Origin of the sequence: Candidatus Methanoperedens nitratireducens (assembly GCF_900196725.1) — an archaeon.
GTDB classification, from domain to species: Archaea; Halobacteriota; Methanosarcinia; order Methanosarcinales; family Methanoperedenaceae; genus Methanoperedens; species Methanoperedens nitroreducens_A.
Map to the genome: position 1 here is coordinate 14,574 of NZ_FZMP01000028.1, position 14,337 is coordinate 28,910.

The window sequence follows — 14,337 nt, forward strand, 5'->3', positions numbered from 1 at the left end:
TGTACTTTCTGATGCGGTGACAACGGGGTCAAATGGAAAAAAGGAAAATAAATTCACTATTACATCAATCTTGCCGGGAGCTTCTGCTTCGCCATCAGGTCCTCGATACCTTCGCTGCTTCTTATGATATCAGCCTCCCCATCCTTCACCAGAGCCTCTGCGCATCTCGGTCTCCCGTTATACTGGCTGCTCATGCTGAACCCGTAAGCTCCTGCATCGAGCAGGGCTATAAGGTCGCCTTTTTCCACGCGCGGAAGTTCCCTGTCCTTTGCAAATATATCGCCTGTCTCGCATATCGGCCCCACGACGGTATATATCTCTTCAGGAGGCGAAGAAGCTTTATTCGCAACAACCACATAATGGTAAGAGTCGTACATGGCGGGACGGATGAGCAGATTAAAGCCTGCATCCACGCCCACAAAATTCTTTGCCGCTTTTTTTACCGTATTGACGCGGGTAAGAAGTATAGTGGTATCTGCTACGATATACCGCCCTGGCTCAAGTATAAGTTTAGGGGAGGTGCCGAGCGCCTGTGTCCTGTCGTTAAATACAGGCAGGATTGCATCTGCAAGGTCTTGCGGTTTCGGGGTTTGTTCACCTTTCTTGTAAGGAATACCGAGACCCGAACCCATATCCACGAACTTTAAGTCTATACCGAGTTCTACAACCTCTTTTACCAGATCCATCATCTTCTGTGTTGCTTCAACAAAGGGCTCTGTATCGAGTATCTGCGAACCAATGTGGCAGTGTATCCCGCATGGTGCAATGCCGGGAAGTCCGGATGCTTCACGGTACGTATCGACCACTTCTTCAGCCGGTATTCCGAACTTGGAAGTCCGAAGCCCGGTCGAGATCTTTGGATGCGTAGGAGTAGAAACGTCAGGATTTACGCGGAATGCTATCTCTGCTGTTTTTCCTGTTCTCTCTGCGATTCCAGATAAGGTATGCAGTTCATCCTGCGAATCGACCGATACTTTTACTCCCAGCTCAACTGCTTTTTGAAGTTCAAAGTCAGTCTTTGAATTACCGTTGAAAAGGATTTTCTCTCTCGGTATTCCTGCAAGAAGCGCCATGTACAGCTCGCCGTAGCTGAAGACATCCGTGCCAGCCCCTTGTCTGGCAAGTATTCTCATTATTGCGAAGCTGCCGTTGGCCTTAGCTGCGTAATAGATATCAGCCTTCGGGAATGCTTTTCTGTACGCTGAGAAATTTTCAATGATGCGCGCTTCATTGGTAACATACAGCGGTGTGCCGTATTGCTCTGCAAGCGCTGTGGTATCGGCGCCGCCGATTAGCAGGTGATTATTCTTAACTTCAAGATGATTTTTTATCGTGAACATAGTGCCACAATTGACTGAGAATATATTATAGTTATTGCGATTGATCACAGAGTCAGCTATGAACGCGGTTCATATATAATAATGAAAAAGTACAACAAAACGGGCATTGACAACGAACTAATACGAACCGATACGAACTCCGGTTGCGTGAGTTCGTATCGTTCGTATTAGTTCGTTGTTTAAATAGTGTCTGTTTTCATACCAGTGCACGGATAAAATTCAAACAGGTATATCCCACATAGGATACCACCGCTCCACATCCTTTTCTATGGGCAGTTCTTTTTCCATGATGGAGCGAAGCCTGAACTCATATGACGCATTCCGCTTTTTGTTGTCCCCGGGCACAAAAGGGTAAAATGTCGCCTGCTTGTAGTTGTATATCCAGTAAACATCGGATTCGTCCTTAAATTTAAAAACAGCGCACAGCAACTGTTCGCCAAAATCATGCTCTCTTAAGGTCTCACTCACCATATACAATGTGGTCACAAGGTCTTCAAATTCAGGGTCGTTTAAAACGATCCACATATACCCGTATGAGTCCTTTTTTATACTGTACTGGGTATTCGTTTCTTTACAGCTCTGTTGAAGAAGTTCCCTGATCTCGATCTCAGCCCTCGTGAACCTTGAAGCCTCAAGTGGTTTGAAACATATCCCTGCGCCCTTTGATATCAGGGAAAAATTTGTGCTCAGGGTGACATAGGCTGTGGACATGGCGAACAACTTATCCGGCTTCGGTTTCGGGAGTTTGCTCTTGCCCAGCAGCGTATCCAGGAAACCCATTTAAAACTCCATCCGTCTTTCCATCTCCTCAAGCGCACGTATGCGTGCCTCTACGCGCGGGTGGGTCGAGAGAAGATCCAGTACCGATTCCCCTGAAATGGCTGGAATTATGAAGAACGCGTTCACACCTTCCACTTCTCTTAAGTCCCGGGACGGCACTCGCTCCATCATACCGCTAATCTTCATCAGGGCAGAAGCCAGGTTTGAAGGTCGTCCCGTGATCACAGCCGCGCCTTTATCGGCAGAGAATTCACGGTAACGTGAGAGTGCACGTATAAGCAGGAAACTTAGTATCCATACAACGATCGAAACCACCCAGATTATTATCGCCGCACCTGCACCTTTGCGGTCGCGATCTCCTCCCATTCCGAAGAAAAGCATGTTCCGGACAAGCAGGGCTGCTACTGTAGAAAGAAAGCTTGCAATAGTTATAACGATCATATCGCGGTTCTTGACATGGCTCAACTCATGCGCCAGCACAGCCTCAAGCTCAGGCTGGCTTAACCGCTCCTTCAGGGAAGTGGTGACCGCGATGACAGCGCTTCCTTTGCTCTTACCTGTTGCGAAAGCGTTTGGAACGTTGCTATTTACGACGGCGATTTTAGGCTTCGGCAGATCGGCTATCGCGCAAAGCCTTGCTACTGTCTCATGAAGGCGCGGCTCCTCCTGTTCGCTGACAATGCGCCCGCCCATGCTCCAGAGAACGATTTTATCTGCAAAAAAGAACTGGATGAACAGGAAAATCGCTGCGAATATCATCAGGGCATATGTCCAGTCTCCACCGAATGTTAATATAACAGCTAAAAAGAAAAGATAAACTACAGCAAGCAGGAACATGGTAAATATCATCCGTGCCTGCAGTCCATAATCGTGGTACCATTTTTTCATATTTTGGTTTCTCCCTGAGTAACAATGCGGTTGCTTATATTAAAAATTGCGATGGTGCCCTAAACCCTGATCTTTACTTCTTCAAGCAGGAACGGCGGGTAAAAAACCCCGTTCTCGGTTATTATGGCGCTCACGTTCTCCATGGGCGTAGCATCAAAGGCGGGATTGTACACCTCGACGCTAAGAGGGGCTATCTGGTGATTTCCAAAATATTTCAACTCATCGGGTTTTCTCAGTTCGATCTCGATCTCCTCCTCCAGATGCTCAAAATCGAACGTAGATACCGGCGCAGCCACGTAAAACGGTATCTCGTGCTCTTTTGCGATAACGGAATGAGTATAAGTGCCTATCTTGTTAAATACTGCATCCTGCGTTATCCTGTCCGCTCCCACGATGACCTTATCCACCATGCCTTTTCGCATCACATGACCGGACATGCTGTCCGTGATGAGAGTGACCGGGATTTTATCTTCCATCAATTCCCATGTTGTGATGCGGCTTCCCTGGTTAAGAGGGCGGGTTTCGCATGAGATGACCCGGATGTCTTTTCCTTCGGCGCGCGCAGAGCGGATAACGCCAAGCGCCGTACCCCAGTCAACACATGCGAGCTTCCCGGCATTGCAGTGCGTCATGACAGTATCGCCGTCATCAAGTAATGATGCGCCGTATTCCCCGAGCTGCTTGTTTTTCTTTACATCTTCATCCGCTATGGCTTTTGATTCGTCCAGTGCGAACATCCTTGCTTCCTTAATATTCCTTGCATCCTCTACAGACCTGATAACGCGGTTAACGCCCCACGAGAGATTCACGGCCGTAGGTCTTGTGGCGATAATGGTTTTCCCGGCACTTTCGATGTCCTTCATCAAGCCTTCCAGTGAAGATGCGCTGCTCTTAAATGCTGCAAGGGCAATGCCGAACCCCCCGGCCGCACCGAGCGCAGGCGCGCCGCGAACGCGCAGGGATTTTATGGCTTCGCATAATGATTCGATGGTGCTGCATTCGATGACCCTGTACTCCCCCGGAAGAAGGGTCTGGTCGATCATGATAATGCTGTTTTTCTTGTTATCCCAGTCGATGGTTCTCATTGAAATCTGAGGGCATATCGTAGTGTTAGATATTAAATGCTGCCATTGATATCCTAATAGTTAGAGTTAGTTGATGGTCTCTGGTAGACGAAAATATTTTTATTATTAGTTGTATTATCTATCCAGGGTGGTAAGTTACGGAAGCAAAGATAAGATGGTGGAACTGTTTGAGTATATGTATAATATTCTTGTTCTTTTTATCTAATATTTCAATAGCAGTATCCGAGAGCCTGTATACTCTACTGGTTGAAAACAAAGATTTAATTAATCAAAATCTTGTTACTATAAAAAAAGAATATCCCGTTCTTTTCTCTCTAATTGAAAATCGACGTGTGGCGATACATACGCCCGATAATCAGGTTGCAGGGCTAATACTGAGTAACGGGGAGATTGCACAGATTATCCAAGGCGAACCTGAGGGTACCACGATTGATATGTTCGTTGATATTGGAACTATTGAAAATATAGAGACCCCATATGATTTTCTAAAGGCATGGCGAGAAGCCAGAATTAGAGTGATATTTAGAAATCCTATTATCAGCAATCCAATAGCATCAGGAGCAGTTTTGGCTGGTAGTGTTTTTGTTTTTGGGCTCTTTTATTATTTTACAGGGAATTATTACAAAACTAAAAAATCTTTATTTACTGCTTTTTCAATGCTCGGCATGGTTAAACGAAACGATAGGGCATACGTAGAAAAAGAAATAGTTACTGAAAGGATGCTTTTCAGCATTCTAGGCTGGGAAGGAAAAGGATATAGACCCAAGAATAACTATGCCAGGCTACTGGTAGGTCATAGTTACTTATTAAATTGCAGATTTACTCCGTTAAAGGAATTTAAACAGGCTAAAATAAAGCTTAGATACGACGATACAAAACTGAAAATAGATGATAGCGAGCATAATGCTGAATTGCCTGAATCAAAAATCTATCGTATCAGCACTAAAACAGAGGGACTACCAGAAATGCAAACGGAAGCCACTGATTTTATATTGATTTGTACTGAATGGGAAGATGGATTAAAAGAGGAGGGATTGATTAAGATTCCAATAGTAATTAACCGTAATATCTATGATGGTATATCATATACTATTGGAAATGCTATTAAATGGCTTGGAGAAATAGCTGCTGCAATTGTGATTATTGCAAGCGCAATTAATCCATTAATTAACCTTATCGTTCAGCGTTTGCTTTGATGCCCGGTAAATTGTCCTCATGGTATTCGTTTTATACTCTGATTACATATTTAAACACTGCCGTTTAATTAGAAAGACATGATAGTAGTCAAAATCGGGGGAAGCCTCCTGCACAGGACAAAAGAACTTGTGAAGGCGATCACCGATTATTCGAATGAGAGCGGGAATAAAGTATTGATAGTTCCCGGAGGTTCTGTCTTTGCCTACACGGTGCGCAGGGTGAACGCATCGCAGGAAGCTTCCCACTGGATGGCGGTGCTTGCGATGGAGCAGTACGGTTATTACCTGGGCGACGGGAACGAGGTTAAACTTATTGACAATCTGAACACTGAATACGGGGTATCCATTCTCCTGCCTTATACTCTCATGAAGAAAAAAGACGAGTTGCCCCATACATGGGATGTGACCTCGGATACCATCGCCGCCTGGGTCGCGCACCAGTCAAAAGCCAGGTTCATCAAAGTCACGGATGTGGACGGGGTATATCTTAACGGGATATTGCAAAAAGAGCTTGATGCATCCGAACTGGCAGGAATAGAGACGTGCGTGGATAAGGAGCTTCCCCGTTTCCTTATGAAAAACAGGATGAACTGCGAGATAATCAACGGCAACTGTCCCGGAAGGCTGATTAATGCTCTCAGAGGCAATGTGGTCGGGACACTTATAAAGGGATAAATTTAATAACATTCGATTCTATGAAAGCCCCAACATTAGGAGAATAATATGGCTAAAGTTGAAGCAAAAAAATGCGTATCATGCGGAGTAAACCTTATTGAGCGCGGCTACGCGCGATTCCCCTGCCCGCAATGCGGAACAGAACTTGGAAGATGTATGAGTTGCAGGCACCAGAGCAATCCATATAAATGCCCCAATTGCGGGTTCCAGGGACCGTGAGTAAAATGGGTGAAGTGGCAGCAAAGATAAAAATAATGCCATCCGGCATGGATGTTGATTTAACAAGACTCAAAGAGAACCTGAAAAAAGCTATCCCGCAGGGAGCGCGAATACACGGATTCTCGGAAGAGCCGGTCGCTTTCGGTCTGAAAGCCCTGATAGCTGTGGTCAAAGTGGGCGACATAGAAGGCGGGACTGAGAAGGTCGAAGAAGCCTTCAGTAAAGTGGAAGGTGTAGAGAGCGTATCAGTTGTGGAACTTGGCAGGATGTAAAAAGTTTTATTTCCTGCACAATCATTATTTTTACCGGGCCTGTAGATCAGGGGTAGATCGTTGCGTTCGCAACGCAAAGGCCGCGGGTTCGAATCCCGCCGGGTCCATTGCATAAAAACGGGAAAACGAATAAAACCATGGTTACGGAAATCTCAGTTATCGTCCCTGCCCTTAATGAAGCCAAGTACCTTGAGGCAACACTTGAGTCGATCGCGAACCAGAACACGAACGTGCCTTACGAGCTTATTGTATCAGATAACGGCAGCACGGACGGGAGCCTGGATATCGCGAAAGAGTATACAGACATGGTGCTTCAGTGCGAAGAGCGCGGGATAGGTCCGGCCAGGCATTTCGGTGCAGTAAATGCAAGCGAGAACAGCAGATTTTTTATATTCATCGATGCAGACACCATTATTCCGGGCTACTATCTTTCTTATACTTATGAAATGTTCAAAACAAAGCCTGATCTCTTAGCATTCTCTACAGGATTTCGGTTCTCAGAACAATCTGAGCAGATAAAGCTTGCAGAAAGCGTCGCCAACAAATACTTTGTGATGCGGGATAAATTGCGCTCAGCAACATTGCCAGGTTTTAATACTGCTGTCAGGCGTGATGCATATTTCAAGTGCGGAGGCTACCAGAACGTCCTGCTTGAGGATGTTGATTTCAGCAGGCGGATAGATAAGCTCGGCACTGTCAGGTTCTTCCCTCATGTGAAAGTGGTGAACTCATCACGCCGTCTGGATGCAATGGGGCTTCTCGGGACGCTTTACTATTATTCACAACTTGACCTCGGCTGGGAGCTGAACTCGACGTGGATAGACAAGCTTGCGAAAAAACTGGGCATAGCCGACCTGCGAGAGTATATCGGCATACGGTGATGCCGTGACTGTACTCAGAGCACATATCGTCTCCCGTGGTCGCGCCGAAGGTGAAGCGCTTGTCACTTCCCGACCCATATCCTTCCTTGGCAGCGTTGATCCGAAGACTGGCATCATTGTTGAAAAAGGACATGAGCTTGCAGGTCAGAGTATAAAAGGAAAAGTACTGGTATTCCCCGGAGGCAAGGGCTCTACTGTTGGTTCATATGTTATTTACCAGCTCAAGAAGAATGGTACAGCGCCCTCTGCAATGATAAACGTCAAAGCAGAGCCGATAGTTGCGGTCGGCGCCATAATTTCCGATATACCGCTTGTGGACAGGGTGGAAAAAAATCCTATCACATCTGTAAAAACAGGGGATAAGGTTTTAGTTGATGCGATTGTAGGAAGTGTGGAGATCCTATGAACGATGAGAAAGGTTTTATGGAAATAAAGATGAGTTCAGGCTGGTATATGACAGTATCTCTTCAAAAAAGTGACAGGTTCGAGGAAGAGAAGGAATACGTGGAAATAGCAAAAGAACGCAACGGGCAGAAGCAGCGAAGGTTCAACATCAATCCCAAGTACGTAAGGGCGCTTGGCGAGGCGCTTGTGAAGTTCGCGGATGAGAATAAGTTGTAGTAATACATATGTTGCGTCATATTCCGGAGTTAATGAATAAGGGCAAGCCTGTTAGCGTACTTTTTACAGAAGAGGAAGGCAATGATTCCGACCTCTTATATTGCGAGTTGATACAGAAAGCCAGGTATGGTGAATCGTTCCTAGTAAAGAGCCAGGGCTGCAGCGTGGGGGCGTTCGTTCTGGGGGGCACGGAAAAAAGCCCTGAAGACTATTATTTTTCATCAAAAAGGTACGGCAGCAGGGATGCTGCGAAAACCGCAGCTTCCTGTCTTTGCAGGCTTGCGAAAATAGAACGCTCTATAAAGATAACTCCTTATTCAGGTGGGGATTTTGATGTCCTGCTTCTTTTCCTGAAACCCGAGCGGACGATGCGGCTTATCCAGGCGTACACTTATATGAACGGAAGTCCTGCCGAAATCAGAACGGGCGGCATAGCCTCGGTATGCAGCGATTGCACGGCTTATCCCATGAAGGGGAAGCCGGGGATATCACCCGGCTGCAAAGGGTCAAGAAAACACAGCAGGTATTCGGATGATGAGCTTGTTGTCGGGATACCTTCTCAACTGGCAGGTGAGATAGATGCGGCTCTTGGAAAAATTCCTGAAACAGTTGAATGACTGTGACCTTATTTATTCAAATAGTATTTATTTTAGGACAAACATTAAGTAATTAAATGTCCCTCATTAAAAAGCTCTCAAAAATTTTTAAGAAAAACAACCAGGGTGCTGCTCAGCAAAAAGACGATAAATTTAAAGCCCATGATTATATAGGCAAATTCGTTCAGCAGAACGGAACCAACATCGGTGAAAGTATCGCTTTTGAAAAAGACAGGCTTGTTGTAAAAAGCTCGGATGTTTTTATGTCAATCCCTCTTGAAAAAATCGTAACGAATACCGAAAATATCGTAGTAGGGGATTTCAACAGGGAAGAATCCATCCAGTTCGGAAAGGAATGGTTTGAGAAACGGGACACGTTGAAGTTCGACAAGAACGGAATGATGATATTAAGCGTCCCGAAATCCCAGTAATTTTCCGGACATGACAGAGTACAAGCAGTGCATCGTGGTGCGGGATGACCTGAAGCTGTCAAAAGGCAAGCTTGCAGTCCAGGTTGCGCATGCTGCCGTTTCAGCGTCCGATTTTGCAAGCAGGGATGTTCGTGAAGCCTGGAAAGAGGGAGGACAGAAAAAAGTCGTGTTGAGAGTCCCGGCGCTGAGAGACCTGTTCGAATTGAAAGAAATTGCAAGAAGACATGGACTGCCCACAGCATTAATAGAGGATGCCGGACTGACCGAGATACCGCCCGGCACGGTTACGGTGCTGGGGATCGGACCCGCCGAGGTCGGGGAACTGGATAAAATTACGGGGCATTTGAAGCTACTGTGAATATATCCTATATAATACGATATGTAGGTTCTGTCAAGTCTGCGTTTGCTATGAAAGGCTGTCAAAAATCGTTTGTTGGATTGTCTGAAATTTGTATGCTAAACCGTAGGAAAATATATATTACTCAATAAACATATATTACTATGATGATTATCATTGTAATACTCACATTAATCTACACGTTAATGGAGGGATTGCGACAAAAATATATACAACATATGTGTAACGGGAGAATGTCATAATAGTTTACAGCTTTTCAGCTTGTGTTATCGAATAAATGTCTGGAAAAACGATGTATCATAAAATCGGTACATGATGAGGTGGAAAAATGGTTATGTCCAAGCAGAGTTTGAAATTAACTCAAAACACAGATAATGATGCTTTTATAAACGATCTTAATCTTTTTTTACAAACTGACTCCAAGTTATTAAAAACATTTTTTACATCATTAAAACTTGAACCCAGTAAAGAAATAAATGATGAATTGGAAAATTTATCTAAATTAATTCCGTACGACTTAAACTCATTAAAAAGGATAGTAAATGTTGGTAATTTTATATTTACCAAGCTCGAAGAGAGAAAAGTAAGTCTAGACGAAATTAAGAGTGATTTTGAAAAACTGGAGCTTAAAAAAGAAAACTTTGAAAAAATAAAGTCATTGTATGAAGATTTTGGAAAAAATTATGCTATTAATCGTCTGAAATACGACACTATACAATCCAGTCTATATGCAGTTTCGCCAAAGCTGAATAAAATATTACATGAACTAAATGTGCGGGTAATCAAAAGTAATGATGAAAAGAATCCAGTAATTATATCCCAGATTCCTGTAGCTTCTATTGAATTGAGAGCTAATGTCGTGTCAGCTGATATATTCGATGTATTATATAGTGCCAAGACTCTTAGATTTACTGCAACAATTGAAGATTTAGAAAAAACCATTGATGATTTGAATAAGATAAAATTGAAGTTAGCGAGCTTATCCATTCAGCCTAAGATATGATAATAACCAATTATGCCTGAATCTATAAATTTAAACCCTATATGTAATACTACGGTTATAACAAGTGTAAGCTTTATAAGCATCTGCACGGCGTTGATTGTTTTCATTAAAAAATTCTATTTAGATATTAATTTAATCTCAACAATATTGATTGTTTTGTCGATAACGACAGGTTTATTTATAATTAGTGCAATATCATCTTATTTGGAGATGGCGAGAGCTTCTTGTACAAAAGAGGATTTACTCTCTACGAGATTTCTTGCCTATGTAGTGGGAATAATCTTATTCGCAGTATCATCAGCAATGGTAATATATAACAAATAGGTGGAATATATATGAGCGTCTCAATAAATCTTTCAAAACTTGGAATGATTGTTTCGCTAATTATGATAGCTCATGCTTTAGTTTACTCAAATAAATACACATTATTAATCGTTATACTGGGATATATATTGATTGTAGTATCAACAATTGTTTACGGATTATACATGCCTCAAAGTAAGCAAAAATCTACGAGCTCGTCAGACTCTGAGACTGGTTTAAGCTTGATAGAGAATACTTATAGAAGAATCAACACATCAATCTTAGACAATCTAATGAGAGATAATATACGGATAATGTCGCCCATAAGGGTTCAAAGTTATAGTGAACTGTTGAGCGGGGCCGTTTATGTTAATAACATTGCTTATTTAGAACCTTATGCGAAATCAGAAGATAAAGATTATACAGCAGAGACAGTGATAAAAAACATATTTAAGGAAAATACATCAGCTAAAGAAGGGAATTACAAAGAAGATTATAATTCCCCAATGTATCAATAGGACAACTGAGGTTTAAATTTATCAGTCAAAGTCCCAAAAACAAATTGAACTTATAAAGCTCATCTCACTATGGGAGTGTAACCGTATTTGCTGAAACTTCATATAAAGGCTCATATAGTAATTAGCCCCAAATTTAGCTGAGTATACATATCATTAATAACATATAGTCACAACGTTAATTTCACCCTTTCACCCCGCGCCGCCTCTCGCTCCTGTATTCTCCAACAAGCGACTCAAGCCACTCTTCCTTGGCAGCCATCCTGCGCTTCTCAGCTTTCGCCTTCCACTCATCGATTGCACGTTCGATGTCCGCAGGGTTTATTCCCGCAAGCTCTTCAGCAGAATCAAACCTTATGTTCACATCCTTTGCTTTCAGGACAGGCATGTTCAGTTTAAACAACTCCTCTTCAGCGGCATGGGACATCTCGTTGCAGATTATCACAGCCCGGACACCCAGGTCTGAGAGCATCCTGGCTGTCATCGTACCTCCGCCGCTTGCATCCTTGAGGAGTATGACATCATCTTTCTTTATCCCGAACATTTCCTGCGTCTTAAGAATACTGTCTTTCGTAAAAGCATGGATTATCTTTACAGGAAGAACCTTGCCGCTTATCTCAAGCCGCCTGACGGTTTTTAATTTATTTATCCTCTCATTCAGGAACGAGATCCGTTTATTATTTTCCGAGACTTTGCTGTGCAGGCGTGCAATCTCTTTATCACGTATCATCATCCCTTTGTCTTTTTTAATCTGTTTATATACTTCTGTGCGCTGTCTGCTGATAAGCCCTTCAAGTTCCCTGATTTTACTCTCCTTCAGGTCAAGTTCACTTTTTAGCTCCTGTTGATACCTCTTCATTTCCTGGATGCTCTCTTCATATCTCTTTATTGATTCCCGCAGGTGGAGAACTTCTTCGTCCTTTCTTTCTTTAACAGCTTCGGTTTCCGGCTCTTTGACATCTTTTCTCGTGAGTTCCGATATCACGGCATCCACGGATTTGCCTCTCACGACCTGCGCTATCGCCTCTTCGGCATCCACCCCCTGAGGTATTTTTCTCTTTATCTGCTCGAACTTGTTCCTGTTCTTGCGGTACACCGATACGGCCGCTGCTATGGCATCTCGTTCGTGGTTGTTTGAGTAGCCGTACGGTTTTGCGAACTCTATCTTATCTTCAGTAGTGATTATATCCTCAGGCGAGCCGAGCACGGCATTGAACGCCCGGCGGATCTTTTCAACCGTGTTCGGGGTCGGGAACACGTCGCTTGCGATTATCAGCGGTCTTCCCTGCTCGGCTATCATCTCGATGACATCGGGAACAGATATCGTCCTTGAGCTGTGAAGCATACGCAGTTCCCCTTCAAGCGTGAGCACAGCTATCGCTGTTGTCGTGCCCGGATCAATCCCCACGATAATATAATCCCTTTTCCTTGTCGTGAGCGGTTTAAAAGCCAGGGCATCGCGTTCAATGCTTTTAACGCTCACCTGCACATCGCCGTACTTGCCTGAGTTGATGTGGAGCATGCTGTGCGGCGCATCGACAAAAAACTCAGCTCTTGAATATCCGCCGAATCTTTCGACAATGCTCTGCGTATATGTGAACCCGCCCGGCTTTGACAGGTCGTTCAGGTGCTCTTCTATATCCCTTGCCCGCTGCCTCACATGACCGTGCACTTTTCGCCTGTACCTGTTCTGGCTCCATCCGCCCTTTCCGAGTGACCTGGCCCTGCTGACCTTGATTATGGTCTTATCCTCAAAAGCCGAAACTTCATGACCGATCCCCATCTGCGCAAGACGCGCGCACACAAGAGCCTCATCATTCGGGTCAAACCTGTCAAATGAGATGCCCTGCCGTTTTGCAAGCCTCGTGAGCGGCTCAAGTACCTCGCCCCCGGTTACCTGGATGAGTTTCGTATTGTGCGGCAGCTTCTGGAGAAAAGAGACGAGGTCATGCTTATCAGATGCAAGTTCGTAGATATTATCTACCGCGATCAACTGCGGTTTCTCTTTCCATGCCATGCGCAGGAATTTATGCAGGCTTATCATCCTGTGATGCTCGACCCTGCCGTCTCTCAGCGCCACGACCGCATATCCCGGCGTCTCTTTTGACCGCATAGACCCTTTTGCGATATCTATCCCAAAAATTACTTTTTCAGGCATATGTTATATTGTTTATTACTCCCTGGATATCTCTTTTTATCCTGTATTTCCTCTGGAAAAACATCAGGATATTCTCAATATCCCTGTATAGCAGTTCCTTTGCATTGGTGTGAGCCGCAGCAACATACTGCGGCCAGTCGATGATCTCGCATCCTTCCGGATTGACGAATACGTTAAATTCGCTCATGTCCGCATGGATTATGCCGAGCTGGTATGCTTTTGTTACCTGTTTTAATATCTCATCCAGGTACCATCCGGGCTCATCCACTCTTGCATGTGCAAGCTGCTGTCCTTTTAAAACAGACATTACTATGGCATGCCTGTTATGATCGATAGGTTCAGGAACGCTTACCTGCGGGTAAAGCAGCTTTAAAACTTCAAATTCCCTTTTTGCTGCAAGGCGCGATGCATACAGCCAGGAAAGATGTCTTCTCTCTTCGATGTGCTCTCTCTTTATCCTGACCTTCTTGAAACTCATCATCCCTTCCCTGTGGAACTTTATAATGGCATGCCTGCCTGTGATACCGCTTGTAACTTCGTAAACCTTCGATTCCTTGCCCACACCGATAATCTCTCCGATGGCATTCACCGAGTCGCGGCTCACCAGGGCATTAAGGGCAAGAAGGTCGTAAGCTTCAAAGTATATCCTGTACCCTTCATAAGCCCCGTTACTCCTCTGAACGAGCTTGTTCGCTGCCAGCCGGGTAAGGAGAAAATCGGTCTCTTTCTGGTTGTAGCCTGTAAAATCAGCGATCTCTTCTTTGGGCACCCATTCATAGAACTTCATGCTGTTCTCAATGGCAAGAAGCACCCGGAACTCCCTGTTTGTAGTGTTGAGAAATATATCTGGAATACTTTCAAGCATCAAATTACTATATAACACTGCCCACTATAAAAATTAGTAATAAAAAAAGAATAGAAGGGGATTTACCTTCTTCCCCTGCCGCCTCTTTTATCTCTTCCTCCGCCGCGTCCGCCACCGCCATAGCCGCCACTGCGTCCGCCACCGCCGTAGC

At 44.4% G+C, this 14,337-nt stretch carries 18 protein-coding genes and 1 tRNA gene; 13 read left to right on the plus strand and 6 right to left on the minus strand.

What is annotated here, in order from left to right:
• Positions 1-59: 59 nt before the first annotated feature.
• The 4 genes from lysA to MNV_RS03180 all read right to left on the minus strand — a co-directional run bounded on the left by lysA (position 60) and on the right by MNV_RS03180 (position 4,093).
• Positions 60-1,340 (minus strand): diaminopimelate decarboxylase, encoded by a 1,281-nt coding sequence (gene lysA, locus MNV_RS03165; RefSeq protein ID WP_096203930.1) that lies wholly within the window; start codon positions 1,338-1,340, stop codon positions 60-62.
• Between the two features lie 219 nt (positions 1,341-1,559).
• On the minus strand, positions 1,560-2,120 hold the full coding sequence (pspAB, locus tag MNV_RS03170; protein WP_096203931.1) for a PspA-associated protein PspAB: 561 nt from the start codon (positions 2,118-2,120) through the stop codon (positions 1,560-1,562).
• Positions 2,121-3,008 carry a zinc metalloprotease HtpX gene (htpX, locus tag MNV_RS03175; RefSeq protein ID WP_096203932.1) on the minus strand — a complete coding sequence of 296 codons (888 nt, stop codon included), beginning with the start codon at positions 3,006-3,008 and terminating at the stop codon, positions 2,121-2,123.
• A 59-nt stretch (positions 3,009-3,067) separates the two neighbouring features.
• On the minus strand, positions 3,068-4,093 hold the full coding sequence (locus MNV_RS03180) for an S-methyl-5-thioribose-1-phosphate isomerase (protein ID WP_096203933.1): 1,026 nt from the start codon (positions 4,091-4,093) through the stop codon (positions 3,068-3,070).
• Positions 4,094-4,260: 167 nt separating this feature from the next.
• Between MNV_RS03180 and MNV_RS03185 the strand changes: the two genes are divergently transcribed.
• From MNV_RS03185 to MNV_RS03240, 13 genes are all read left to right on the plus strand, one after another.
• Entirely contained in the window at positions 4,261-5,289 is a 1,029-nt protein-coding gene (locus MNV_RS03185) for a hypothetical protein (protein ID WP_096203934.1), read from the plus strand.
• 78 nt (positions 5,290-5,367) lie between these two features.
• Positions 5,368-5,964: an amino acid kinase family protein gene (locus MNV_RS03190; RefSeq protein ID WP_096203935.1), complete on the plus strand. Its 597-nt coding sequence runs from the start codon at positions 5,368-5,370 to the stop codon at positions 5,962-5,964.
• A gap of 48 nt (positions 5,965-6,012) precedes the next feature.
• Entirely contained in the window at positions 6,013-6,183 is a 171-nt protein-coding gene (locus MNV_RS03195; protein ID WP_096203936.1) for an HVO_2753 family zinc finger protein, read from the plus strand.
• Between the two features lie 5 nt (positions 6,184-6,188).
• Positions 6,189-6,455 carry an elongation factor 1-beta gene (locus tag MNV_RS03200; protein WP_096203937.1) on the plus strand — a complete coding sequence of 89 codons (267 nt, stop codon included), beginning with the start codon at positions 6,189-6,191 and terminating at the stop codon, positions 6,453-6,455.
• 35 nt (positions 6,456-6,490) lie between these two features.
• Positions 6,491-6,562 (plus strand) — tRNA-Ala (locus MNV_RS03205).
• Positions 6,563-6,592: 30 nt separating this feature from the next.
• A complete protein-coding gene (locus MNV_RS03210; RefSeq protein ID WP_143311610.1) occupies positions 6,593-7,336 on the plus strand; it encodes a glycosyltransferase in 744 nt (247 codons plus the stop codon).
• Positions 7,337-7,340: 4 nt separating this feature from the next.
• On the plus strand, positions 7,341-7,742 hold the full coding sequence (locus tag MNV_RS03215) for a DUF126 domain-containing protein (RefSeq protein ID WP_179293773.1): 402 nt from the start codon (positions 7,341-7,343) through the stop codon (positions 7,740-7,742).
• Positions 7,739-7,957 carry a hypothetical protein gene (locus MNV_RS19305; protein ID WP_179293774.1) on the plus strand — a complete coding sequence of 73 codons (219 nt, stop codon included), beginning with the start codon at positions 7,739-7,741 and terminating at the stop codon, positions 7,955-7,957. The genes MNV_RS03215 and MNV_RS19305 overlap by 4 nt, the downstream gene beginning before the upstream one ends.
• Positions 7,958-7,989: 32 nt before the next feature.
• Positions 7,990-8,574, plus strand: a complete 585-nt coding sequence (locus MNV_RS03220) for a DUF169 domain-containing protein (protein WP_256999929.1) — start codon at positions 7,990-7,992, stop codon at positions 8,572-8,574.
• Between the two features lie 56 nt (positions 8,575-8,630).
• Positions 8,631-8,984, plus strand: a complete 354-nt coding sequence (locus tag MNV_RS03225) for a DUF5749 family beta-barrel protein (RefSeq protein WP_179293775.1) — start codon at positions 8,631-8,633, stop codon at positions 8,982-8,984.
• Positions 8,985-8,994: 10 nt separating this feature from the next.
• A complete protein-coding gene (pth2, locus tag MNV_RS03230) occupies positions 8,995-9,342 on the plus strand; it encodes a peptidyl-tRNA hydrolase Pth2 (RefSeq protein ID WP_096203940.1) in 348 nt (115 codons plus the stop codon).
• A 334-nt stretch (positions 9,343-9,676) separates the two neighbouring features.
• Complete coding sequence (locus MNV_RS03235) at positions 9,677-10,345, plus strand: hypothetical protein (protein WP_143311611.1); 669 nt, start codon at positions 9,677-9,679, stop codon at positions 10,343-10,345.
• 335 nt (positions 10,346-10,680) lie between these two features.
• A complete protein-coding gene (locus MNV_RS03240) occupies positions 10,681-11,166 on the plus strand; it encodes a hypothetical protein (protein ID WP_096203942.1) in 486 nt (161 codons plus the stop codon).
• A gap of 181 nt (positions 11,167-11,347) precedes the next feature.
• Here the strand turns inward: MNV_RS03240 and MNV_RS03245 are convergent, their stop codons facing one another.
• Both MNV_RS03245 and MNV_RS03250 read right to left on the minus strand, forming a co-directional pair.
• Positions 11,348-13,321 carry a DUF460 domain-containing protein gene (locus MNV_RS03245; RefSeq protein ID WP_096203943.1) on the minus strand — a complete coding sequence of 658 codons (1,974 nt, stop codon included), beginning with the start codon at positions 13,319-13,321 and terminating at the stop codon, positions 11,348-11,350.
• Complete coding sequence (locus MNV_RS03250; RefSeq protein ID WP_096203944.1) at positions 13,314-14,186, minus strand: RIO1 family regulatory kinase/ATPase domain-containing protein; 873 nt, start codon at positions 14,184-14,186, stop codon at positions 13,314-13,316. Before MNV_RS03250 ends, MNV_RS03245 begins: the two co-directional genes overlap by 8 nt.
• Between the last annotated feature and the right edge of the window lie 151 nt (positions 14,187-14,337).